This is a genomic window from Kosakonia sp. PSU_27 (genome assembly GCF_039409795.1).
In the GTDB taxonomy this organism is placed as follows: Bacteria; Pseudomonadota; Gammaproteobacteria; order Enterobacterales; family Enterobacteriaceae; genus Kosakonia.
In genome coordinates, this window is sequence record NZ_JBCIVK010000002.1 from 19,534 (window position 1) to 42,409 (window position 22,876).

At 56.2% G+C, this 22,876-nt stretch carries 19 protein-coding genes; 15 read left to right on the plus strand and 4 right to left on the minus strand.

All coding sequences use genetic code 11. The features are described from left to right. Nucleotides 1-28 precede the first annotated feature (28 nt). The 3 genes from glnP to ybiO all read left to right on the plus strand — a co-directional run bounded on the left by glnP (nt 29) and on the right by ybiO (nt 3,761). On the plus strand, nt 29-688 hold the full coding sequence (gene glnP, locus AAIG26_RS03845; protein ID WP_017456022.1) for a glutamine ABC transporter permease GlnP: 660 nt from the start codon (nt 29-31) through the stop codon (nt 686-688). Beyond that, the gene (gene glnQ / locus AAIG26_RS03850; protein WP_017456021.1) at nt 685-1,407 is read left to right on the plus strand and encodes a glutamine ABC transporter ATP-binding protein GlnQ; all 723 of its coding nucleotides are present in this window, start codon (nt 685-687) and stop codon (nt 1,405-1,407) included. The genes glnP and glnQ overlap by 4 nt, the downstream gene beginning before the upstream one ends. A gap of 116 nt (nt 1,408-1,523) precedes the next feature. Then, nucleotides 1,524-3,761 carry a mechanosensitive channel protein gene (ybiO, locus tag AAIG26_RS03855; RefSeq protein ID WP_343180012.1) on the plus strand — a complete coding sequence of 746 codons (2,238 nt, stop codon included), beginning with the start codon at nt 1,524-1,526 and terminating at the stop codon, nt 3,759-3,761. Here the strand turns inward: ybiO and rlmF are convergent. Beyond that, entirely contained in the window at nt 3,751-4,686 is a 936-nt protein-coding gene (gene rlmF, locus AAIG26_RS03860) for a 23S rRNA (adenine(1618)-N(6))-methyltransferase RlmF (RefSeq protein WP_020457126.1), read from the minus strand. The two genes, ybiO and rlmF, sit on opposite strands and share 11 nt — an antisense overlap. Nucleotides 4,687-4,784: 98 nt before the next feature. Here rlmF and AAIG26_RS03865 point away from each other — a divergent pair, with 98 nt between their 5' ends. The 3 genes from AAIG26_RS03865 to ybiJ all read left to right on the plus strand — a co-directional run bounded on the left by AAIG26_RS03865 (nt 4,785) and on the right by ybiJ (nt 6,310). Continuing rightward, nucleotides 4,785-5,399, plus strand: a complete 615-nt coding sequence (locus AAIG26_RS03865; RefSeq protein ID WP_020457125.1) for a flavin reductase family protein — start codon at nt 4,785-4,787, stop codon at nt 5,397-5,399. A gap of 98 nt (nt 5,400-5,497) precedes the next feature. Further along, nucleotides 5,498-5,764 carry a DksA/TraR family C4-type zinc finger protein gene (locus tag AAIG26_RS03870; protein ID WP_020457124.1) on the plus strand — a complete coding sequence of 89 codons (267 nt, stop codon included), beginning with the start codon at nt 5,498-5,500 and terminating at the stop codon, nt 5,762-5,764. A gap of 285 nt (nt 5,765-6,049) precedes the next feature. Further along, complete coding sequence (gene ybiJ / locus AAIG26_RS03875) at nt 6,050-6,310, plus strand: DUF1471 family protein YbiJ (protein ID WP_045506432.1); 261 nt, start codon at nt 6,050-6,052, stop codon at nt 6,308-6,310. 113 nt (nt 6,311-6,423) lie between these two features. Here the strand turns inward: ybiJ and ybiB are convergent, their stop codons facing one another. Both ybiB and dinG read right to left on the minus strand, forming a co-directional pair. Beyond that, nucleotides 6,424-7,386, minus strand: coding sequence for a DNA-binding protein YbiB (gene ybiB / locus AAIG26_RS03880; RefSeq protein WP_343180014.1), 963 nt, complete (start codon nt 7,384-7,386; stop codon nt 6,424-6,426). A gap of 25 nt (nt 7,387-7,411) precedes the next feature. Next, nucleotides 7,412-9,565 carry an ATP-dependent DNA helicase DinG gene (gene dinG / locus AAIG26_RS03885; RefSeq protein ID WP_097406865.1) on the minus strand — a complete coding sequence of 718 codons (2,154 nt, stop codon included), beginning with the start codon at nt 9,563-9,565 and terminating at the stop codon, nt 7,412-7,414. A gap of 331 nt (nt 9,566-9,896) precedes the next feature. Here dinG and AAIG26_RS03890 point away from each other — a divergent pair, with 331 nt between their 5' ends. The 5 genes from AAIG26_RS03890 to AAIG26_RS03910 all read left to right on the plus strand — a co-directional run bounded on the left by AAIG26_RS03890 (nt 9,897) and on the right by AAIG26_RS03910 (nt 16,639). Then, on the plus strand, nt 9,897-10,736 hold the full coding sequence (locus tag AAIG26_RS03890; protein WP_020457119.1) for a PRD domain-containing protein: 840 nt from the start codon (nt 9,897-9,899) through the stop codon (nt 10,734-10,736). A gap of 160 nt (nt 10,737-10,896) precedes the next feature. Continuing rightward, nucleotides 10,897-12,735: a beta-glucoside-specific PTS transporter subunit IIABC gene (locus AAIG26_RS03895; protein ID WP_343180016.1), complete on the plus strand. Its 1,839-nt coding sequence runs from the start codon at nt 10,897-10,899 to the stop codon at nt 12,733-12,735. Nucleotides 12,736-12,746: 11 nt separating this feature from the next. Beyond that, complete coding sequence (gene ascB, locus AAIG26_RS03900) at nt 12,747-14,219, plus strand: 6-phospho-beta-glucosidase (RefSeq protein WP_020457117.1); 1,473 nt, start codon at nt 12,747-12,749, stop codon at nt 14,217-14,219. A 9-nt stretch (nt 14,220-14,228) separates the two neighbouring features. Next, on the plus strand, nt 14,229-15,620 hold the full coding sequence (locus AAIG26_RS03905; RefSeq protein WP_343180017.1) for a family 1 glycosylhydrolase: 1,392 nt from the start codon (nt 14,229-14,231) through the stop codon (nt 15,618-15,620). Nucleotides 15,621-15,685: 65 nt separating this feature from the next. Further along, the gene (locus AAIG26_RS03910) at nt 15,686-16,639 is read left to right on the plus strand and encodes an alpha/beta hydrolase (RefSeq protein WP_343180018.1); all 954 of its coding nucleotides are present in this window, start codon (nt 15,686-15,688) and stop codon (nt 16,637-16,639) included. On the opposite strand, the gene rhlE is transcribed toward AAIG26_RS03910, so the two are convergent. After that, nucleotides 16,640-18,115, minus strand: a complete 1,476-nt coding sequence (gene rhlE / locus AAIG26_RS03915) for an ATP-dependent RNA helicase RhlE (protein WP_249882479.1) — start codon at nt 18,113-18,115, stop codon at nt 16,640-16,642. It abuts the gene before it with no gap. Between the two features lie 235 nt (nt 18,116-18,350). On the opposite strand from rhlE, the gene cecR reads away from it, so the two are divergent. The 4 genes from cecR to AAIG26_RS03935 are packed head-to-tail and all read left to right on the plus strand — an operon-like array spanning nt 18,351 to nt 22,875. Then, a complete protein-coding gene (gene cecR / locus AAIG26_RS03920; protein WP_020457113.1) occupies nt 18,351-19,025 on the plus strand; it encodes a transcriptional regulator CecR in 675 nt (224 codons plus the stop codon). Then, a complete protein-coding gene (hlyD, locus tag AAIG26_RS03925) occupies nt 19,025-20,020 on the plus strand; it encodes a secretion protein HlyD (protein ID WP_343180334.1) in 996 nt (331 codons plus the stop codon). Before cecR ends, hlyD begins: the two co-directional genes overlap by 1 nt. Next, entirely contained in the window at nt 20,013-21,752 is a 1,740-nt protein-coding gene (locus tag AAIG26_RS03930; RefSeq protein ID WP_343180020.1) for an ATP-binding cassette domain-containing protein, read from the plus strand. Before hlyD ends, AAIG26_RS03930 begins: the two co-directional genes overlap by 8 nt. After that, a complete protein-coding gene (locus AAIG26_RS03935) occupies nt 21,742-22,875 on the plus strand; it encodes an ABC transporter permease (protein ID WP_045514051.1) in 1,134 nt (377 codons plus the stop codon). Before AAIG26_RS03930 ends, AAIG26_RS03935 begins: the two co-directional genes overlap by 11 nt. The last annotated feature ends 1 nt before the right edge of the window (nt 22,876 follow it).

Genomic DNA, 22,876 nt, shown 5'->3' on the forward strand with positions numbered 1-22,876 from the left:
TTAAAACCACGGTATACAGGAACACATCATGCAGTTTGACTGGAGCGCCATCTGGCCCGCCATTCCGCTTTTGCTTGACGGGGCCAAAATGACCTTATGGATCTCGATCCTTGGTCTGGCTGGCGGTATCGTTATCGGCCTGCTGGCCGGTTTAGCCCGTACCTATGGCGGCTGGATTTCTAACCACATCGCACTGGTATTCATCGAAGTTATTCGCGGTACGCCAATCGTCGTTCAGGTGATGTACATTTACTTCGCCTTGCCAATGGCCTTTCCCGATATTCGTATCGACACCTTCAGCGCCGCGGTGATCACCATCATGATCAACTCCGGGGCTTATATCGCCGAAATCACCCGCGGCTCCGTGCTGTCCATCCATAAAGGGTTCAGCGAAGCGGGCCAGGCGCTGGGGCTTTCCCGCGTTGAAACTATCCGCCATGTGATCATGCCGCTGGCGCTGCGTCGCATGCTGCCGCCGCTGGGTAACCAGTTGATCATCAGCATCAAAGATACGTCGCTGTTTATTGTTATCGGCGCAGCCGAATTAACCCGTCAGGGCCAGGAAATCATTGCCGGTAACTTCCGCGCGCTGGAAATCTGGACCGCCGTTGGGGTGATTTATCTGATCATTACCCAGGCGCTGAACATCGTGCTCCGCCGTCTTGAAAAAAGGATGAAAATCCTGTGATTGAATTTAAAAACGTTTCCAAGCACTTCGGTCAAACCCAGGTGCTGCACAATATCGATCTGAATATTACTCAGGGTGAAGTGGTGGTGATTATCGGGCCGTCGGGCTCCGGGAAATCGACGCTGCTGCGCTGCATTAACAAACTGGAAGAGATCACCAGCGGCGATCTGATTGTCGATGGTCTGAAAGTTAACGATCCAAAAGTGGACGAGCGCCTGATCCGCCAGGAAGCGGGCATGGTGTTCCAGCAGTTTTATCTGTTCCCGCACCTGACCGCGCTGGAAAACGTCATGTTTGGCCCGATTCGTGTACGCGGCGCAAAGAAAGAAGACGCAGAAAAACTGGCGAAAGATCTGCTGGCGAAAGTCGGTCTCGCCGAGCGAGGTCACCACTATCCGTCTGAGCTTTCCGGTGGTCAGCAGCAGCGTGTGGCGATTGCCCGCGCGCTGGCAGTCAAACCGAAAATGATGCTGTTTGATGAGCCAACCTCTGCACTCGACCCGGAACTGCGTCACGAAGTGCTGAAAGTGATGCAGGATCTGGCCGAAGAAGGCATGACTATGGTGATCGTGACCCACGAAATCGGCTTCGCCGAAAAAGTGGCCTCACGCCTGATTTTCATCGATAAAGGCCGCATTGCCGAAGATGGCAACCCTCAGCAGTTGATCGAAAACCCGCCGAGCCAGCGCCTGCAGGAATTCCTGCAACACGTCTCCTGATTTACCCCCGCCCCTCCTTGCGGAGGGGCACTCCCCCAGATTCTTCTCAATTCATCGCGGCCGCGGTACGGCATCTATACTTATCATTTTGCTGGACTTTCTCACCGGAGGAGCACATGCCGTGGATCCTGCTATTGATTGGGTGGTGGTGCGCGCCGTTACAGGCTGCGACGATACCCGGCATTACCGCTGCGACAACCACGCCTGCGCCTTCCACGCAAACGAGTGAGCCTAATGTCGAGCAGAAAAAGGCCGCTTATGCCGCACTTGCGGACGTGCTGGAAAACGATGAGTCGCGCAAGGAACTGATCGATCAGCTACGCAAAGTTGCCACCGCACCAGCACAAGAACCCGTGCCGGAACTCACCCCGCCCGAGGTGAAAGAGCAAAAAACGGTGCTGGAAAACGTAACCGAGGTGAGTGAGCATTATGGCAATGCACTGGCATCCCGTTTTGCTCAGCTGTATCGCAATATCACCGGTTCGCCCCACAAAGCCTTTAACCCGCAGACCTTCAGCAACGCCGCCAGTCATTTCCTGCTACTGGCCGCGCTGGTTTTTGCTTTCTGGTTTCTTGTTCGAGTAGCGGTATCGCCGCTGTATCGCAAAATGGGCGCCTGGGGACGGCGTAAAAACCGCGACTGCAGTAACTGGTTGCAACTGCCCTCAATGATTATCGGCGCGTTTATTATCGACCTGATGCTGCTGGCGTTAACAATATTTGTCGGTCAGTTGCTTAGCGCGAACCTTAACGCTGGCAACAGCACCATTGCCTTTCAACAAAGCCTGTTCCTGAACGCCTTTGCGCTGATTGAGTTTTTTAAAGCGATTTTGCGGCTGATTTTCTGCCCGCGTATTGCCGATCTGCGCCCATTTCGCATTACCGATGAAACCGCCCGCTACTGGCATATGCGTCTGAGTGCGCTTAGCAGCCTGATTGGCTATGGTTTGCTGGTTGCAGTGCCGATTATTTCCAATCAGGTAAACGTGCAGTTTGGCGCGCTGGCGAATGTGGTGATCATGCTCTGCATTACCGTATGGGCGCTGTACCTTATTTTTCATAATAAGCGGCAAATTCAGCACAATTTAATTGTGCTGGCGGATCACTCGCTGGCCTTTTTTAGCTTGTTTATCCGCGCGTTTGCGTTGATCTGGCACTGGCTCGCCAGCGCTTACTTTATTGTGTTGTTCTTCTTTTCGCTGTTCGATCCCGGTAACAGCCTGAAATTTATGATGGGTGCCACGGTCAATAGCCTGGCGATTCTGAGCATTGCTGCGTTTCTTTCTGGCGTATTGTCGCGCTGGTTGAATAAGACCATCACCCTGTCGCCACCGGTACAGCGCAACTATCCCGAACTGCAAAAACGGCTCAATGGCTGGCTCTCCGCGTCGTTAAAAGTCGCACGGATTCTGGTGGTTTGCGCAACCATCATGCTGTTGCTGAACGCCTGGGGGCTGTTTGATGTCTGGCACTGGCTGAATTACGGTGCGGGCGAGAAAACCGTCGATATCCTCATCCGTATTGCCTTGATCCTCTTCTTCTCCGCCGTGGGCTGGACCCTGCTTGCCAGTATTATTGAAAACCGGCTGGCGTCGGATATTCACGGTCGCCCGCTGCCAAGCGCGCGCACCCGCACACTGCTGACGCTGTTTCGCAATGCGCTGGCAGTGGTGATAAGTACCATAACGGTGATGATTGTGCTGTCGGAAATTGGCGTGAATATCGCGCCATTGCTGGCCGGGGCCGGGGCGCTCGGGTTGGCTATCTCGTTTGGCTCGCAAACGCTGGTGAAAGATATTATCACCGGCATTTTTATCCAGTTTGAAAACGGCATGAACACCGGGGATTTGGTCACTATCGGCCCGCTGACCGGCACCGTAGAGCGAATGTCGATTCGCTCCGTTGGCGTACGTCAGGATACTGGTGCGTACCACATTATTCCGTGGTCATCGATCACCACTTTCGCCAATTTTGTGCGCGGCATTGGCTCGGTGGTGGCGAATTACGATGTGAATCGCCAGGAGGATACCGATAAAGCGAATCAGGCGTTAAAAGATGCCGTGGCAGAACTGATGGAGCAGGAGGAGATCCGCGGCTTGATTATCGGCGAACCGTCTTTTGCCGGGCTGGTCGGACTGACCAACACGGCATTCACGCTTCGCGTCACCTGCACGACCCTGCCGCTGAAACAGTGGACAGTGCGTTTTGCCCTCGACACGATGGTGAAAAAGCATTTCGACCGTGCGGGCGTGCGCCCGCCGGTGCAGACATATCAGATGTTACCGGCGCCGGAAAGCGCAGCACAGCCAGCGTCACCCGCCAGCCCGCCACCGCCGGCAGAACCTACACTTTGAAACGCGTCTGCGCCCAGCGTTTACGCTGGGCCTCATCGAGAAACGTCCAGGCGATAAAACGGCTCTGCTTCTGGCCCTGCGCCATCTCTTTTTTCATCACTTTCACTGCGCCAGCCTGGGTCAAGGCACGATACAGCTCGGGCAGGTTATCGCCGCGAGACACCAGCGAGGTAAACCACAACACCTGGCGCGCAAACTGTTGGCTTTCAGCAATCATCTTGCTGATAAAAGCCACTTCGCCGCCTTCGCACCACAACTCCTGCTGCTGGCCACCAAAGTTGGCCGCATCGTTAACCGACTGGCCCAGATTGCGACGCTTGCGCTCACTGCCAGCCTGCGCGCTTTGCGCGGAATCATGAAACGGTGGGTTGCAGAGAACCGCATCGTACTGCTCATTTTTATGAATAATACCAGTGAGAACAGACGCCGGATCTTTCTGTCGACGCAACCGTACCGCACGGCTCAACCCAGGGTTGGCGTTGATGATCGCCTGTGCGCTGGCAAAGGCCTGATCGTTAACTTCGCTGCCGGTAAAACGCCAGCCGTATTCATGCGCGCCAATCAGCGGATAGATGCAGTTGGCACCAGTGCCAATATCCAGCACGCTGGCCTGCGTCGGCACCTTGCCGTCGTTGCTTTCCGCCAGCACATCCGCCAGATGGTGAACGTAATCCGCACGCCCCGGCACTGGCGGGCAGAGGAAACCGTCCGGAATATCCCATTCGCGCACGCCATAGAATTTTGCCAGCAGCGCTTTGTTCAGGGCTTTAACTGCCTGCGGATCGGCAAAATTGATGGTCGTCTCACCGTTCGGGTTCGTGGTAAGAAACGCGCGCAGTGACGGGTTCACGGCGCACAGCGCGTCGAGATCGTAGCGGCTGTGGTGGCGGTTACGCGGGTGCAGACCCGGCTTCTGGGCATTCATGGCATTCTCCTGTTAGCAGCGGCGTAAGATACCCGTTGACGATGGTCGGGTAAATAAGTGAGGCTGAAGAATCTGTTTTTTAACGACCGGAAAGCGCTATGTATTTTTATGAACCTGCAAAAGGTCATGGTCTACCCCATGATCCCCTGAATGCCATTATTGGCCCGCGCCCCATCGGCTGGATCGCCTCGCTGGATGGGCAAGGCCGACGGAACCTCGCCCCATATAGTTTTTTTAACTGCTTTAATTATCGCCCGCCGATTATCGGCTTCGCCAGCAGCGGCTGGAAAGACAGCGTACGTAATATTACGGAAACCAAAGAATTCGTGTGGAATCTGACAACACGCGCACTGGCCGTACCCATGAATGAAACGTCCGCTTCGTTACCACACGGCGAAGATGAGTTTGCCCGTGCGGGTCTGACGCCCGCAGCCAGCCGGGTCATCAAAACGCCACGCGTGGCGGAAAGCCCGGTCAACTTCGAATGCCGCCTCTCGCAGTGTATTCAACTGACCACCGCAGACGGGACGCCGGTTGATAGCTGGCTGGTGCTCGGTGAAGTGGTTGCCGTGCATATTGATGAGACATTGCTAGAAAACGGCATCTACCAGACGGCAAAAGCAGAGCCGGTGCTGCGTGCGGGTGGCCCTTCAGCCTACTACGGCATTAGCGAAGCGCAGCGTTTCGATTTGACGCGCCCGGATAACCGCTAGCCTCTTCGCCGGGCAACGATTTTACCGTTCGCCCGGCCCGACATCAGCGCCCCCGGGCAGTTTGCTATAATTATGGTTTTAGCCCGGGAGAACACATTATGGCTTCAGGTTGGGCAAATGATGGCGCAGTTCAGCAGCAAATCGACAGCACCATTGATGATGCCGTCGCGCGTGCGCGCAGCGGTTTACCATCCGGCGAAAGTTTAAAGGTTTGCGAAGAGTGCGGTGAGCCAATTCCGGAAGCACGGCGTAAAGCGATTCCCGGGGTACGCTTGTGCATCACCTGTCAGCAGGAGAAAGATTTACATAACTCTACATTTTCAGGATATAATCGCAGAGGTTCGAAAGATAGCCAGCTACGTTGACCTTTCCTGACGTGTGTAACCAGCGCAAGCGGTTGCCTTTACATCCATAAAATCCCGCCCTGAACGTAGCAAAATGTGCCGCCAAAATGGATGCCAGTCCGGGCGGCGGAAAAATGCGTTATTTGCATCCTTAAATCGATTTAAATTCAATAAATTAACCTTTATTCAATTTTTTAGAATAAGGCCGTCAATTCTCTTCGGTTTTATCTCCCGCCAAAAACCGTGATACTCATCACATCGACGGAACATTGTCCCCCAAACAGAATAACCTGCGAGAGATTAACTATGAAAACCATTAAATATGCTGTTGCTGCTATCGCGCTGTCTACCCTCTCTTTCGGTGCTTTCGCGGCACAATCAGTCACCACTGCTCAGGCAGAGAATCTGAATAAAATCGGTGTTGTTTCCGCTGAAGGCGCGACCACGCTGGACGGTCTGGAAGCCAAACTGGCCGAGAAAGCACAAGCCGCTGGCGCCACGGGCTACAGCATCACGTCCGCGACAGGCAATAACAAACTGAGCGGCACCGCGGTTATCTACAAATAACCGAAAACCGTGTTTTACCCCCGGCACATTAACCCTCTGCCTGGGTGCTCCACCCTCATTAACCCTGTTGTTACCCTGTTTTGCCCGTCCAGAAATGTGACGGGCTTTTTTTATCAGAAGTTTTGCGCAACCCGCGCCAGCCCCTCTTCCAGCGTCGCCACTTCACCCGTCGCCACCAGGCAGCAGGCAAGCTGAATTTTGAGCGACTCCGGCACTGCTTCACTTCCCGCAAGGCAGCGCTCCGTCCAGCGCGCAGTGCTTTCCGCATCTTTCGCAGCACCGTCACTTACCGGCGCTACCGCATCATCACGGGCATAAAGCACGCGTTCGCCCTGCGCATCAATCAGGTTGATTTGCGGACACCGTTGCGGGTTGGCATAAACTTCCCCTTCCGTGCCATGCATCAACAGACCGCGACCACCAATATCAGCAAAGAATTTCCCCACCCGCGTGATGTATTCCGGGTGCGAAACGCTGGATAAACGCAGCGCAGCGTCTTTTTCAAACGGCGTAGCCAGCTTCGCCAGCGTGTGCGCGCTGTTACGCACGCCCATCCGCCAGCGCATCGCCAGCTGTTTTTCCAGCGGCGGGCAGAGTGCGCTCACTGGAATATAGACCGGGTGATGCCCCTCCAGCTTCGCCTGCGCCTGGCCGGCATGCAGCGTGGCATCGATCCCCAGCAGTTTGAAAATGCACTCCGTCACCACGCGCGTCGGATCTTCAGTAATGCCATGGACCACCACCGGAAAACCGAGTTTGTTGAGCAAAATTGCCAGCAGCGGCGTCAGGTTCGCCTGCTTGCGCGCGCCGTTATAGCTGGGGATCACAATCGGCATCGGCTTTGCGACCGGCGGCGTCAGTTTCAGGGTGTGCTGCTGCATCGCCTCGTAAAAGCCGAGCATTTCCGCTTCCCCTTCCCCTTTAATACGCAGGGCAATCAAAATGCCGCCCATCTCCAGATCCGGCACTTCACCCTTCAGCATCTGCGAGTACAGACCACGAGCGGTATCGAAATCCAGATCGCGGGCGTGGTTTTTCCCACGACCAATTTCTTTAATGATTTTGCGGTAATCCATAGCGACTCCTTGCGGGCTCACATCGTTAACGGCGTTTGCGACGCTTCTGTTCTGCTTTTTTCACAGGTTTCTTCACTATAACGTCCGGCATTGCCGGTTGTGAAATAGGAAACACAGGTAGCGCGTCGAGCAGCCGTTTACCGTAGTTTTTAGTCAGCAACCGTTTATCGTAAATCACCACTTCGCCACGACAACTGTGGCTGCGAATAAGCCGCCCCACTTGCTGAATAAGGTTAAACGACGCGCTGGGCAGGCTCTGTACTTCAAAAGGATAGCGATTCAGGCTTTTCAGCCACTCGCCTTCGGTGATCACCACCGGGCTGTCGATAGGTGGAAAAGCGATTTTATGGATGTGGACCTGCGTCAGGTAATCGCCTTTGAGATCCAGCCCTTCAGCGAATGACTGCAAGCCCACCAGCACACTGCGCTCGCCATTATCGATACGTTTACGGTGCAGTTCCACCAGCCGATAGCGCGGCTGATCGCCCTGCACCAGCAGCAATAAACGCAAGTCCGCGACATAGGTTAAAAACAGCTGCATCGCGCGCTGGCTGGCGAACAGCACCAGCATCCCGGGATGCGCTTTACTCTCAACCTGCTCGCGAAACCAGGTCGCCATTTCCGCAATATGCTGCTCTTCGTTTTCCATCAGTGGCTCGTAGCGCATCTGCGGAATAACAATTTTTCCCTGCTCAACATGGTTGAACGGCGAATCAAGCGTGACAAAGCGATCCCCGGCTTTCTCTTTTAAACCACTCATCTCTTGCAGACGATTAAAACTGTTCAGCGAACGTAACGTCGCCGAGGTCACCACAATGTGCGGTACGCTGCGCCAGAGCAGCTTTTCTAACTGATCGCTTACGCGAATCCCCACGCAATGGAACAGTAGATGCAACTGCCCGTCACGCGCCTCGCGGGTAACCCATTTGGTCACCGGCGCACCGGACGCCTGCGCCATTGAGGCCAGCCGCCAGAGTTTGCTCTGACTTTCGAACATACCCAGCGCGCGGTTCATCTGCAAAATAACCCGGTGCAAACGCACAATGTCGTGGCTGCCCGTCTTCTCGCTTAAATCATTCAGAAACAGCTCTGCCAGCCCGCGCAGCATCTCCGTCAGTTTTGCCAGCCGCTGGCAAATCTCCATCACTTCATCGGGCAGTTCCCCCATCGCAAAGCGATATTCCGCCTCCTGGCCCGCCGGAAGATAAAGGTTGAGAATGTTGTTAAGCGACGCGATGAGCGCGTAAAGCTCCTCGCAATGGGCGTTGAGCCGCTCCGGTGTCGCCAGCGGCGGCAGCGTTTTCGGGCGAAACTGCTCAAGGCAGGTCGCCACCAGTTTGGTGAACAGATCGAGCTGAAGCTGATACCAGGGGGCGGTGATTTCCGCTGTCATCTCCAGCGCGTCGCGCGCTACGTCCGGCAAATGGTGGCCTTCATCGAGCACCAGCAGCAGGTTTTTTGGCTCCGGTAGCACCGCTTCGCTCTCCATCGCCGCCATCACCAGCGCGTGGTTGGCGACCACCACTTCCGCTTCCTGGATTTCGCGGCGTGCGACAAAAAAGGGGCATTCGCGGTAGTAATGGCAATTACGGTTCAGGCAGCTGGCTTTATCGGTGCTGAGCCGTCGCCACAAATCATCGCTAATCGCCTTGTCAGTGTGATCGCGCAGGCCATCCCACTTGTAGCTGTCGAGATCCGCTTTCAGCGCCGCGCAACGTTTCTGCTCTTCCTGGTTACCCGGCGTCAGTTCATCGTCCAGAAACGCCAGCAGATCCTGCTGGTTCGGCTCGCTGCTTGCCAGCGCCGCCAGGTTGCGCGGACAAACATAGCGCCCACGGCCAAACGCGGCGGTAAAGCGTAAATCCGGGATGATTTTGCGCAGTAGCGGCAGATCTTTACTGAAGATCTGATCCTGCAACGCCACGTTCGCGGTGCTGACCACCAGCGTTTTTTGCTCTTCACGCGCGATGGCGATGCCCGGAATTAAGTAAGAGAGCGTTTTCCCCACGCCGGTTGGCGCTTCAATCGCCAGATGACGCCCTTCATCCCCCGCCAGTGTTTTCGCCACGTCAGCAATCATCTGCCGCTGCGGCGCGCGGGGAATAAAGTCCGGGATCTGTTGTTGCAACGCCTTATACCAGGCGGCGATCTGCGCTTTTAGCGCGGCGGTAAGGGCCATGAGGAAACCTGAAACACTGTATAAACAGCCACTATTGTGGCATTTTTAGCGCCCGTAGGGTAACCCTTTTTGCCATGCCGGAAGCGCGCCCGCATATCCTGTGCGTCATCATTCTGATACAGAATATTTTTCACAACGCCGATCACAAATTGGCAGATCCAATCACCATTGCCGTTGAGGTCGCGTTGATCATTTATTCAGGCAATGCTAGTTTTTACCTGCATTACGCTTGTTACCGAATATCGGGCAAAACCTAAATGCAGAGAATGAGGGCGACATCCGCTCGCTGCTGTATTTACGTTTTGCCCGTTTTTGTTTGCAGGAGTTGGCGATGCTGGTCAAACAAATATTAAATAATAACGTTGTCAGCGCCATTGATGAGCATGGCCTTGAGGTTATTCTGACCGGGCGCGGCTTAGGGTTTAATACCCAAAGCGGTGCCCGCGTCGATGCGCAAGCCATCGAAAAAATATTCCATTTGCAGGACTCACAAGTCTCCGCACGTTTTAAAGATCTGGTCAGCGAAGTGCCGGTGGAAATAGTGCAACTCACCGCCGATATTGTTGCGCTGGCACGATCTGCGCTTGCGCATAAATTAAGTGAAGGCCTGTACGTTACGCTGGCCGATCACCTACACTTTGCGCTACAACGCACAGAAAAAAATGAAGTTTTGCCTAATCCGTTAGAGTGGGAAGTGCGCCATTTTTATACCGAAGAGTATGCCATTGGCCGCCAGGCGCTTGGCATGATTGTCGCGCGTACCGGCACACTATTACCCGACAGTGAAGCCTGTAGTATTGCGCTGCATATTGTGAATGCCGGGCTGAACGATACGATGGGTAAAACCACAAAAATTACACGGCTTATTTATCAGTTACAGAATATCGTTAAATACTTTTTCACCCTGCCGCTCGACGAGCACAGTCTGAATTATCAGCGTTTCATTACCCATTTAAAATTTTTCGCCCAACGGGTGATTGATGGTGTGGTGTTAAATAATGACGACGAAGAGTTATTCGCTATGGTGCAGCGTCGTTATCAAACCACCCTGAAATGCGTTGACGCGATTAACGAATTTGTCGGCAAAAATTATCACCACACGATGAGCAATTCGGAAAAACTCTACCTGACCGTGCATATCGAAAATGTGGTACAGCGGACAGAGTCGTAAGGTAACAACGTCGCGCCTGCGACCCGAAGTATGACGTGTATGAATTCTTTCCAGGCTTGTTACTGTTAAATCAGGCAAACCCCAGAAGAACAAAGCACCGGTGAGTAACCGGTAATTGTTATGGCACCTGCCACGCAGGTGTCAGTCTGGAGGAATGACCATGAACTATCAGGATACCGCGCAGCAGATAATCAACAGGATCGGCGGCAAGGGCAATATTCTGTCACTGTTTCACTGCATCACCCGTTTGCGTTTCTTACTGAAAGATAAAGACAAAGCCGATCGCGCCGCGCTGGAAGCGCTGGATGGTGTGATTGGCGTAAACATTTCCGGCGATCAATATCAACTCATCATCGGCAACGATGTCGCACCGCTGTGCGATGCCTTGCTGGCGAAATTACCGGGGGTTTCCGCCACCAGCGCAGCACAATCCGGAAAACGCCGCAACCCGGTGTCGGTGGTGCTGGAGGGGTTATCCAGCATCTTTTCACCGATCATTCCGGCGATTGCCGGGGCCGGTATTCTGAAAGGTGTGCTGGCACTGATGGTGGCAATGCACTGGCTGGAAACCAGCAATCAGACATACCAAATCCTGCTCGCCATCAGCGATGGCGTGTTCTACTTCATGCCGCTGGCGCTGGCCTTCAGCGCGGCGAGTAAATTTGGCGCGAACCCCTATGTGGCGGTTGCGCTGGCTGCCGCCCTCTTCCACCCGGCGATTCAGACACTGTTTAAATCTGGCGCGCCAGTCCATTTTATGAGCCTGCCGGTGCCAACGGTGAATTACGCCTCAACGGTGATCCCAATTCTGCTCGCCGTCTGGCTGCTTAGCCGGGTGGAAAAGCTAATAGATCGCATCATGCCCGGCGTGCTGAAAACCATGTTCGTGCCGTTGCTCAGCCTGGTTATCGTCACACCCATCACCTTGATCGCCATTGGCCCGTTGGGGATTTTCGCCGGGAACGCGCTCTCCAGCGGCATTATCTGGCTGGTGGAAAACGCCGGGATCGTTGCAGGCGTGGTGGTTGGCGGCACGCTGTCGATGATCATCATCACCGGTATGCACTACGTGCTGGTGCCTATCATGATCAACAACATCAGCACCATGGGCTTCGATCCGTTCAAAATTCTTTTTTATGTCGCCAACCTCGGCCAGGCGGGCGCGGCATTTGGCGTGTTCCTGCGCGCCCGCGACAAGAAATTGAAATCACTGGCGTTAAGTACCAGTTTCAGCGCCGTGATGGGCATTACCGAACCGGCGATGTACGGCATCAACATTCGCTACAAACGCCCGTTTGCCGCAGCGCTTATTGGCGGTGCCTGCGGCGGCGGTTTTGCAATGGCGATGGGCGTCAAAACCTACGCCTTCGCGCTGAGCGGTTTGCCCGGTCTGCCGGCGCTGGTTGGCCCGACGTTTATGTGGGCGCTGGTCAGCATCGCTATCTCTTTTGTCTGCGCGGCAGTTGTTACCGTGGTGCTTGGTTTTGAAGAAACCGTGGTGGCAGGCGTTAGTCCGATGCCGGTTGCGCGCAGCGAAGAGAGACTCTTCGCGCCGGTCAGCGGCGAGTTAAAACCGCTTAATAGCTTAAGCGACCCGGTGTTTGCCGATGAAATTTTCGGTAAAGGGATCGCCATCTATCCCACCAGCGGCGAGCTGCGTTCTCCGGTCAACGGCACGGTGGAATCCCTGTTTGAAACCCATCACGCGCTGGCGCTGCAAAGCGATACCGGGGCGGAGATCCTGATTCATATCGGCATCGATACGGTGAAACTCGGCGGCAAACACTTCACCAGCCACATAACTGCCGGGCAAAACGTGGAAGTCGGTGATTTGCTGGTGAGCTTCGATCTGGCGGCATTGCAGGCCGCAGGCATCGATCCCAGCGTGATTGTGGTGGTCACTAACAGCGAACAATACGGCGATATCAGCCCGGTAAAAGCCAATGGCGATGTCGCCAGCCGGGACGCATTTCTCACACTGACCGCAAGCGCGGCGTAAGGAGCAGAGGCATGGCATTTTCGAAAGCATTTCCGGAAGGGTTTTTATGGGGTGGCGCAACCGCTGCTAACCAACTGGAAGGCGCGTGGAATGTAGGCGGCAAAGGGCTTTCCGTGTCGGATGTTTACACTTTTGATAGCAACACGCCGCGTGAGCGCTGGCTCGATCAGTGGCTGGGCATGACGCACGCGCAAATACGGGAAGCACAGGATCCGCACAGCAAAAAATATTATCCGAAGCGCAAGGGCAACGACTTTTACCACCGTTTTAAAGAGGATATCGCGCTGTTCGCCGGCATGGGTTTTAAATGCTTCCGCATGTCGATTGCCTGGACGCGCATCTTCCCGCGCGGCGATGAAACCACGCCCAACGAAGCGGGACTGAAATTTTACGATGAGGTGTTCAACACGCTGCTGGCGCATGGTATCGAGCCGATTGTTTCCCTCTCGCACTATGAAATGCCGCTGGCGCTGGTGACCGATTACGGCGGCTGGCCGAACCGCCAGCTGGTGGATTTCTATGTGCGTTTCGCCACCACGGTATTCACCCGCTATCGCAAGAAAGTGAAGTACTGGATGACCTTTAACGAGATCAACTGCGTGAAACATCACCCGTATGTCAGCGTGGGGGTGATCGAAGAGGACAACCCGCATCTGGAGCAGGATAAATACCAGGGCGCGCATCACCAGTTTGTCGCCAGTGCCCTTGCGACCAAAGCCTGCCACAACATAATTCCCGGCTCGCAGGTCGGCTGCATGATCAGCTACCAGATGCTCTACCCGCACACCTGCCATCCGGATGATTTGCAGGCGTGTGAAGAGATGCAGCGCGTGTCGCTGTTCTTTAGCGATGTGCAGGCGCACGGTTATTACCCTGCCTACACCGACCGCATGCTGGCCGAAAAAGGCGTGACGCTGCAAAAAGTGGTCGGCGATGACGAGATCCTGCGCCAGCACCCGGTCGATTTCGTCTCCTTTAGTTACTACATGTCGAGCACCGTCAGCGCACACCCGGAAACGCTGGAAGGCACAGAAGGTAACCTGGTCACCGGCGGCATCCGCAACCCCTATCTGCCCACCAGTCAGTGGGGCTGGCAAATCGATCCGAAAGGGCTGCGCCTGGCGCTCAATCAGCTCTATGACCGTTACCAGAAGCCGCTGTTCATTGCCGAAAACGGCCTCGGCGCGGTGGACACCGTCAACCCGGATGGTTCCATCGATGACGATTACCGCATTGATTATCTGCGCCAGCACGTTGAGCAGATGAAAGAGGCCATCGCCGATGGCGTGGATCTGTTTGGTTACACCTGGTGGGGACCCATTGATGTGGTCAGCGCGGGCACGGCGCAAATCTCCAAACGCTACGGCTTTATCTATGTCGACCAGGACGATATGGGCAACGGCACGCAGGCGCGTTCGCTGAAGAAAAGCTACCACTGGTATAAAAAACTGATCGCCTCGAACGGCGAAGACTTAGCCGATTAAGGAGTAGATATGTCTGTTTTTCCAAAAAGTTTCTTATGGGGCGGCGCGATTGCCGCCAACCAGGCGGAAGGGGCGTGGAATGAAGACGGCAAAGGGCCGTCCATCGCCGATGTGGTACGCGGCGGTATCGCCTCCGGCAAACACGATGCGGTGATTGACCCCAACCTTTACTATGCCAGCCACGACGCGGTGGACTTTTACCACCGCTACAAAGAGGACGTGGCGCTGTTCGCCGAGATGGGTTTTACGTGCTTTCGCACCTCGATTGCCTGGTCGCGCATTTTCCCGCGCGGCGATGAAACCACACCCAACGAAGCCGGTTTAGCATTTTATGATTCGCTGTTCGATGAGCTGCGAAAGTATGGCATTGAGCCGGTTATCACCCTCTCGCACTACGAAACGCCGCTGGCGCTGTATCAGGAGTATGGCGGCTGGAAAAACCGCCAGCTGATTGACTTTTTTAGCCGCTACTGCGAAACGGTATTTCGCCGCTACAAAGGCAAGGTCAAATACTGGATGACTTTCAACGAGCTGAACAACATGAACCGCATGCCGTTCGCCACCGGCGCGGTGGATGCCGATGCCGGTGCGCAGGCGATCTGGCAGGCCAATCATCACCAGTTTGTCGCTAACGCGCTGGCCAACAAGTTGTGCCACGAGATCATCCCTGAGGCGAAAATCGGCTGCATGTTGTCGCTGAGCACCGTCTACCCGGCAACCAGCAACCCGCAAGACATCTTCTCGACCATGCAGTTACGCCGCCGTTCGCTGTTCTTCTCAGATGTGATGATGCTCGGGCAATACCCGGCGTATGCGCCGCGTCTGTTCCGCGAACTGGGCGTCAAGCTGGAGATAGCCGATGGCGACCTGCAACTGCTGGCAGAGTACCCTTCGGACTACCTCGGCTTTAGCTACTACCGCAGCGTGCTGCACCAGGCAGGCGGCCAGTTCCGCATTGATACCGGCGGCACGGCCGGGCTGGACAACCCATATCTGGAGAAAACCGAATGGGGCTGGCCGATTGACCCGCAAGGTTTTCGCATCGTCTGTAACGAGCTGGCGGATCGCTACCGTAAGCCACTGTTCGTTGTTGAAAACGGTTATGGCGGCGTGGATGAACCGGACGCCAGCGGGCAAATTAACGATGACGCCCGCATTGATTATGGCCGTCGCCATATCCAGGCCATGGCGGAAGCGATTGACGATGGCTGCGACATTATGGGCTACACGTGGTGGGGGCCAATCGACATTGTCAGCGCCGGGACGGGTGAGATGAAAAAACGCTACGGCTTTATCTATGTCGACAAGGACAACGACGGCCGCGGTACGCTCACGCGCAGTAAGAAGAAGAGTTTTGCCTGGTATCAACAGGTTATCGCCAGCAATGGCGAAGTGCTGTAAGGTTAAAACCGGGAAGCGCTGCGGCGCTTCTCTTATTTTGGCCTGTTGACGATAAAGGTTTACGCATGAGTACATGGCATCTGGTTGACCCCGAGCTTCGCCCCGCCCTGCAATCCTGGACACCTTCTACGCTGAACGCCGACGCCCTTCCCGCCATACGCGAGCAGCGCCAGCAAGCCGCGCTGCAGGCCATGCATCTTGATGATGGGCTTTCACTGGCGATGCACGAACAGCACATTGTGGGTGCCCGCGGTGAACCCGCCGTGCGCGTGCGCGTGATCACGCCAACGACACGTCGCACCAACCGGATGGGGATTTTGCATCTGCACGGCGGCGGTCATCTGTTTGGCAGCCCCGAACAATCTTTGTCGCTCACCCGCCCGACAGCCGCGCGCCATGACTGCGTTGTCGTCTCTGTCGATTACCGCTTGTCGCCGGAGCACCGCTTTCCCGGTTCGCTTAATGACGGCTATGCCGCGCTGGTGTGGATGGCGGAAAACGCGGCGCAATTAGGCATCGATGCCAACAATATCGGCCTGATGGGCGACAGCGCCGGCGCGGGTGTTGCCGCCGCTCTGGCGCTGCTGGCGCGCGATCGCAAAGGGCCGCAACTGGCGTTTCAGAACCTGATGTTCCCGATGCTCGATGATCGTACGGTGGTGGAGACGGAACGAAACCCGGTGACGGGCGAATTTATCTGGACGCGGGAAAACAATGCGTTTGGCTGGCGTGCGCTGCTTGGGTGTGAACCCGGGAGCGTTGACGTATCGCCGTATGCCGCTCCGGCGCGCGCCGATGACCTGGCAGGGCTACCGCCGACCTGGATAGGCGTTGGCACGCTGGATCTGTTTCTTGATGAAGATATGGCGTATGCGCAGCGGTTAATACGTGCGGGAGTGGAGGTGGAGTTGAATGTCTGGCCGGGGGCGTATCACGGTTTTAATTCCGACCCGCAGGCGAGCATCGCACAGCGGGCCAGAGAGACGCGCCAGAACTGGCTGGCGCGTTTTAACAGCTAATTACTCGGCGGCAGAAGGCTTACGCGGGCGACGACGGCGAGACGGGTTGCCCGCCGGCGCCGCACCGCCATCAAGACGGCGTCCACCTGCCGGTTTAGCGGCTCCGCCATCCAGACGACGACCACCGGTCGGCTTTGCGCCGCCTTCAGCACGGCGTCCCCCCTCCTGCTTCGCAGCGCCACCTTCGGCGCGGCGCGGGGAGCGCGGTTTTTGTCCTTCGCCTTCACTGCGGCGCGGCGCAGACTGACCACGGCCACCGCCGCCCTGCCCGCGTCCACTGCCCTGACGACCGCCGCCCTGGCCGCGACCATTCTGAATCGGCTCGGCTTTGATCGACGGATCCGGCTCATAGCCTGCCAGCGCAATGCGCGGGATCTCTTTTTTCAGCAGGCGTTCGATATCGCGCAGCAGTTTATGTTCGTCCACGCATACCAGCGACAGCGCTTCGCCGGTCGCCGCTGCCCGGCCGGTACGGCCAATACGGTGCACGTAATCTTCCGGCACGTTCGGCAGTTCGTAGTTCACCACATGCGGCAACTCTTCAATGTCGAGCCCACGCGCCGCGATGTCGGTCGCCACCAGCACACGAATGTCGCCAGATTTGAAATCCGCCAGCGCACGCGTACGCGCCCCCTGGCTCTTATTGCCGTGAATCGCCGCGCTGGTGATGCCGTCTTTATTAAGCTGCTCCGCCAGGTGGTTAGCGCCGTGTTTCGTGCGGGTGAAGACCAGCACCTGCTGCCAGTTACCCTCGCCAATCATCTGCGACAGCAGTTCCCGTTTGCGTTTTTTATCGACGAAATGCACATGCTGCGTCACCTGCTCAGAAGCGGTGTTGCGGCGCGCCACTTCGATTTCCAGTGGATTACGCAGCAGCTTTTCCGCCAGCTGTTTGATCTCATCAGAGAAGGTCGCGGAGAACAGCAGGTTCTGACGCTTCGGCGGCAGTTTTGCCAGCACGCGGCGAATATCGTGAATAAAGCCCATATCCAGCATGCGGTCGGCTTCGTCGAGCACCAGAATTTCCACGCTATCGAGTTTCAGCGCGTTCTGGTGTTCCAGATCCAGCAGGCGCCCCGGTGTCGCCACCAGGATGTCAACGCCGCCACGCAGCTTCATCATCTGCGGGTTAATGCTCACCCCGCCGAATACCACCAGCGAGCGGATATTCAGGTATTTGCTGTACTCCTGAACGTTTTCACCCACCTGCGCCGCCAGCTCACGGGTTGGCGTTAAGATCAGCGCCCGGATCGGGCGACGGCCTTTGGCGTGCGGCTCGTTTTGAATCAGGCGTTGCAACAGCGGCAGCGTAAAACCGGCAGTTTTACCGGTGCCGGTCTGGGCGCTCGCCATCAGATCGCGGCCTTGCAGCACCGCCGGGATAGCCTGCTGCTGAATAGGGGTCGGCTGAAGATAACCCTGCTCGGCAACAGCGCGCAGGATTTCCGGGTTCAGGCCAAGGGCATCAAAAGACATAACAACTCCACACCGCCCCGACCTGTGAACAGGTGTAGTTTTCGAGGAGATAATAATTTGGCTGATGACAAAAACCACAATGTCATGAAGGGGCGGAGTGTATCAGCTTTTGTGATCACACGCATAAAATATCCCTCCGGGTACGGAATGCGTGATATTAACGCACCGCTAACTGGACAAGCCTAAAATTTAGCCATAAAGTTAATCAATCGATTGATTAACTTTCATCACCGCCATGCATACAACACCGACCACCAGCCGGGGCGAACAGGCCCGAAACCAGCTGATTGCCGCCGCGCTGGCACAGTTTGGTGAATATGGCTTGCATGCCACCACGCGGGATATCGCCGCACAAGCCGGGCAGAACATCGCCGCGATCACTTACTATTTTGGCTCAAAAGAGGATTTATATCTCGCCTGCGCGCAGTGGATCGCCGATTTTATCAGCGACAATTTTCGCCCGCATGTGCAGGCCGCCGAAGAGCTGTTCGCCCAGCCCACCCCGGATAAAGCCGCTATTCGCGAGCTGATCCACCGCGCCTGTAAAAACATGATTGTGCTGCTCACTCATGACGAGACGCTCAACCTGAGCAAATTTATCTCCCGCGAACAGCTCTCGCCGACGCGCGCTTACCAGTTGGTGCATGACCAGGTGATTGCGCCGCTGCACAGCCACTTTACGGCACTGCTCGCCGCCTACACCGGGCGCGACGCCAAAGATACGCAAACCATTATTCATACCCATGCGCTTATCGGCCAGATCCTCGCCTTTCGCCTCGGGCGGGAAACCATTTTGCTGCGCGCCGGATGGACGCAGTTTGATGAAGAGAAAGCGACACAGATTTATCAGGTCATCACCTGTCATATCGATCTTATCTTGCAAGGATTAACGAACAGGAGTTCAACGTGATGAAAAAACCCATCGTCGTGGTAGTGATAGTTGTGGTGGTACTGGCCGCGCTGGGCGGCGGCTGGATGTGGTATCAAAGCAAACAAGACCACACGCTCACCCTGTACGGGAATGTCGACATCCGCACGGTGAATTTAAGTTTCCGCGTTGGCGGGCGGCTCTCTGCGCTGAACGTGGATGAAGGGGATGCGATAAGCGCCGGGCAAACACTTGGCGAAATAGATAAAGCACCCTATCAAAACGCGCTGTTGCAGGCACAAGCCAATGTCGCAACGGCACAGGCAAAATACTCGCTGGCGACTGCCGGTTACCGTGATGAAGAGATAGCCCAGGCCGTCGCCGCCGTGCGTCAGGCGCAAGCGGCATATGATTACGCGCAGAACTTCTTTCAGCGCCAGCAGGGACTGATGAAAAGCCGGGCGATTTCGGCAAACGACCTGGAAAATGCCCGCTCCTCACGGGATCAGGCCCAGGCAACGCTGAAATCGGCACAAGATAAACTGAGCCAGTACCGCGCCGGTAATCGCCCGCAGGAAATCGCCCAGGCAAAAGCCAGCCTGGAACAAGCCGAAGCCGCGCTGGCACAGGCGCAACTGGATCTGCATGACACCACGCTTATCGCGCCGAGTAACGGCACCGTGCTGACGCGCGCTGTCGAACCCGGCAGCATGCTCAGCGCCGGAAGCACTGTATTAACCCTCTCCCTGACCCGCCCGGTATGGGTTCGCGCCTACGTGGGTGAACGCAATTTGCACCAGGCACAGCCGGGGCAAGAGGTTTTGCTGTATACCGATGGCCGCCCGGATAAGCCTTATCACGGAAAATTTGGCTTTGTTTCGCCCACCGCCGAATTCACGCCAAAAACCGTCGAAACCCCGGATTTGCGTACCGATCTGGTCTATCGCCTGCGCATTATTGTGACCGATGCCGATGACAGCCTGCGCCAGGGGATGCCTGTTACGCTGCGCTTTAGCGGCGAGGCGCGCCATGAGTGACGCGGCTATCCATCTGCGCGGGTTAGTAAAGCGCTTTGCCGGAATGGAAAAACCCGCCGTCGCGCGGCTGGATTGTGAGATCAAAGCGGGATATGTCACCGGCCTTGTCGGGCCGGATGGCGCCGGGAAAACCACGCTGATGCGCATCCTTGCCGGGCTGATGCGCCCGGATGAAGGCAGCGCGCGCGTCATGGGCCTCGACCCCATCGCCAATGACAGCGAACTGCATGCCATGCTCGGCTATATGCCGCAGAAGTTTGGCCTGTATGAAGATTTGACGGTCATGGAAAACCTCAATCTGTATGCCGATTTGCGCAGCGTTACCGGCGAGCAGCGCCGGCAGACGTTTGCGCGGCTGCTGGAGTTCACCGCCCTCGCCCCGTTTACCGGGCGGCTGGCCGGGAAACTCTCCGGCGGCATGAAACAGAAGCTGGGGCTGGCCTGTACGCTGGTCGGCGAACCGAAAGTGCTGTTGCTGGATGAGCCGGGTGTCGGTGTCGATCCGATTTCCCGTCGCGAACTGTGGCAGATGGTGCATGAACTGGCCGGCGACGGCATGCTGATCCTCTGGAGCACCTCCTACCTTGATGAAGCCGAGCAGTGCCGCGACGTGTTGTTAATGAACGAAGGCGAACTGCTGTATCAGGGCGAACCGAAAGCACTGACGCAAACCATGGCCGGGCGCAGCTTCCTCGTCACCAGTTCAGAGGAGAACAACCGCCGTCTGCTGCGGCGTATCCTGCGGCAGCCGCAGGTCAGCGACGGCATGATCCAGGGCCGCTCGGTGCGTATGATCCTGAAAAAAGGGGCGCAGCCCGAGGATCTGCGGCAGGCAGAAAAGATGCCCGCTCTGGAGATCGAGGAGACCGCGCCGCGCTTTGAAGATGCTTTTATCGACCTGCTTGGCGGCGCGGGCACTTCCGAATCGCCACTGGGGGCGATTCTGCATACGGTGGAAGGCAGCGCGGAAGAGACGGTAATTGAAGCCAAATCGCTGACCAAAAAGTTTGGCGATTTCGCCGCCACCGATAATGTCAATTTCGCCGTCAAACGCGGAGAGATTTTTGGCCTGCTCGGCCCGAACGGCGCGGGGAAATCCACTACCTTCAAAATGATGTGCGGTTTGCTGGTGCCGACTGATGGCCAGGCGCTGGTGCTGAATATGGATCTGAAAGTCAGCTCCGGCAAAGCGCGCCAGCATCTGGGGTATATGGCGCAGAAGTTCTCCCTGTACGGCAACCTGACGGTCGAACAAAACCTGCGCTTCTTTTCCGGCGTCTACGGCCTGCGCGGGCGGGCACAGAACGAGAAAATCGACCGCATGTGCGAGGCTTTCGGGCTGAAAAGTATCGCCAGTCATGCCACCGATGAACTGCCGCTCGGCTTTAAGCAGCGGCTGGCACTGGCCTGCTCGCTGATGCATGAGCCGGACATTTTGTTTCTGGATGAGCCCACCTCCGGTGTCGATCCGCTGACGCGGCGCGAGTTCTGGCTGCATATCAACAGCATGGTGGAAAAAGGCGTCACCGTAATGGTGACCACCCACTTTATGGATGAAGCGGAGTATTGCGATCGCATTGGGCTGGTCTATCGCGGGAAGTTAATTGCCAGCGGCACGCCGGATGCGCTGAAGGCGCAAACCGCCGATGCGGATCACCCGGACCCGACAATGGAACACGCGTTTATTACGCTTATCCATAACTGGGATAAGGAGCACAACGATGAGCGTTAAAGCCCTCTCCTGGCGGCGCGTACGCGCGTTATGCGTCAAAGAGACGCGCCAGATTGTGCGTGACCCGAGTAGCTGGCTGATTGCGGTGGTGATCCCGCTGCTGCTGCTGTTTATTTTCGGTTACGGTATTAATCTCGATTCCAGCAAACTGCGCGTAGGCGTACTGCTTGAACAGCACAGCGAAGAGGCGCTCGATTTTACCCATACGCTGACCGGTTCGCCCTATATTGATGCCACCATCAGCGATAACCGCCAGCAGCTGATTCAGATGATGCAGGCCGGGCGCATTCGCGGGCTGGTGGTGATCCCGGTGAACTTCGCCGCGCAGATGGCGCGCCCTGGCGACAGCGCGCCGGTGCAGGTGATAACTGATGGCAGCGAACCGAACACCGCTAACTTTGTGCAGGGGTATGTCGAAGGCATCTGGCAACTCTGGCAGCAGCAACGCGCGGAAGACAGCGGGCAGACCTTTAAGCCTTTGATCGATGTGCAAACGCGCTACTGGTTTAACCCGGCGGCTATCAGCCAGCATTTTATTATCCCTGGTGCGGTGACCATTATCATGACGGTGATTGGCGCGATCCTCACCTCGCTGGTGGTGGCGCGCGAGTGGGAGCGAGGCACCATGGAAGCGCTGCTCTCCACCGAAATCACCCGCGCGGAACTGCTGCTGTGCAAACTTATTCCCTATTACTTTCTTGGCATGCTGGCGATGGGGCTGTGCATGCTGGTGTCGGTATTTATTCTCGGCGTGCCGTATCGCGGCTCGCTGCTGATCCTCTTTTTGATTACCAGCCTGTTTTTGCTCAGCACCTTAGGCATGGGGCTGTTGATTTCTACCGTCACACGCAATCAATTTAACGCCGCGCAGGTGGCGCTTAACGCCGCGTTTTTACCGTCGATTATGCTGTCCGGTTTTATTTTCCAGATAGACAGCATGCCCGCGATTATCCGCGTGGTGACGTACATTATTCCGGCTCGTTACTTTGTCAGCACCCTGCAAAGCCTGTTTCTGGCGGGCAATATCCCGGTGGTGCTGCTGGTGAATGTGCTGTTTTTAATCGCCTCGGCGGTGATGTTTATTGGCCTGACGTGGCTGAAAACCAAACGCAGACTGGATTAAG

What these genes read in the sequence shown, in the direction of transcription:
- ascB (WP_020457117.1), top strand. Translation starts at nt 12,747, where the DNA reads ATGGCATTTTCGAAAGCATTTCCGGAAGGGTTTTTATGGGGTGGCGCA.
- AAIG26_RS03910 (WP_343180018.1), top strand. Translation starts at nt 15,686, where the DNA reads ATGAGTACATGGCATCTGGTTGACCCCGAGCTTCGCCCCGCCCTGCAA.
- hlyD (WP_343180334.1), top strand. Translation starts at nt 19,025, where the DNA reads ATGAAAAAACCCATCGTCGTGGTAGTGATAGTTGTGGTGGTACTGGCC.
- AAIG26_RS03930 (WP_343180020.1), top strand. Translation starts at nt 20,013, where the DNA reads ATGAGTGACGCGGCTATCCATCTGCGCGGGTTAGTAAAGCGCTTTGCC.
- AAIG26_RS03935 (WP_045514051.1), top strand. Translation starts at nt 21,742, where the DNA reads ATGAGCGTTAAAGCCCTCTCCTGGCGGCGCGTACGCGCGTTATGCGTC.
- dinG (WP_097406865.1), bottom strand. Translation starts at nt 9,565, where the DNA reads ATGGCCCTTACCGCCGCGCTAAAAGCGCAGATCGCCGCCTGGTATAAG.
- AAIG26_RS03895 (WP_343180016.1), top strand. Translation starts at nt 10,897, where the DNA reads ATGAACTATCAGGATACCGCGCAGCAGATAATCAACAGGATCGGCGGC.
- ybiJ (WP_045506432.1), top strand. Translation starts at nt 6,050, where the DNA reads ATGAAAACCATTAAATATGCTGTTGCTGCTATCGCGCTGTCTACCCTC.
- rhlE (WP_249882479.1), bottom strand. Translation starts at nt 18,115, where the DNA reads ATGTCTTTTGATGCCCTTGGCCTGAACCCGGAAATCCTGCGCGCTGTT.
- AAIG26_RS03870 (WP_020457124.1), top strand. Translation starts at nt 5,498, where the DNA reads ATGGCTTCAGGTTGGGCAAATGATGGCGCAGTTCAGCAGCAAATCGAC.
- AAIG26_RS03905 (WP_343180017.1), top strand. Translation starts at nt 14,229, where the DNA reads ATGTCTGTTTTTCCAAAAAGTTTCTTATGGGGCGGCGCGATTGCCGCC.
- cecR (WP_020457113.1), top strand. Translation starts at nt 18,351, where the DNA reads ATGCATACAACACCGACCACCAGCCGGGGCGAACAGGCCCGAAACCAG.
- rlmF (WP_020457126.1), bottom strand. Translation starts at nt 4,686, where the DNA reads ATGAATGCCCAGAAGCCGGGTCTGCACCCGCGTAACCGCCACCACAGC.
- glnP (WP_017456022.1), top strand. Translation starts at nt 29, where the DNA reads ATGCAGTTTGACTGGAGCGCCATCTGGCCCGCCATTCCGCTTTTGCTT.
- ybiO (WP_343180012.1), top strand. Translation starts at nt 1,524, where the DNA reads ATGCCGTGGATCCTGCTATTGATTGGGTGGTGGTGCGCGCCGTTACAG.
- AAIG26_RS03865 (WP_020457125.1), top strand. Translation starts at nt 4,785, where the DNA reads ATGTATTTTTATGAACCTGCAAAAGGTCATGGTCTACCCCATGATCCC.
- AAIG26_RS03890 (WP_020457119.1), top strand. Translation starts at nt 9,897, where the DNA reads ATGCTGGTCAAACAAATATTAAATAATAACGTTGTCAGCGCCATTGAT.
- ybiB (WP_343180014.1), bottom strand. Translation starts at nt 7,386, where the DNA reads ATGGATTACCGCAAAATCATTAAAGAAATTGGTCGTGGGAAAAACCAC.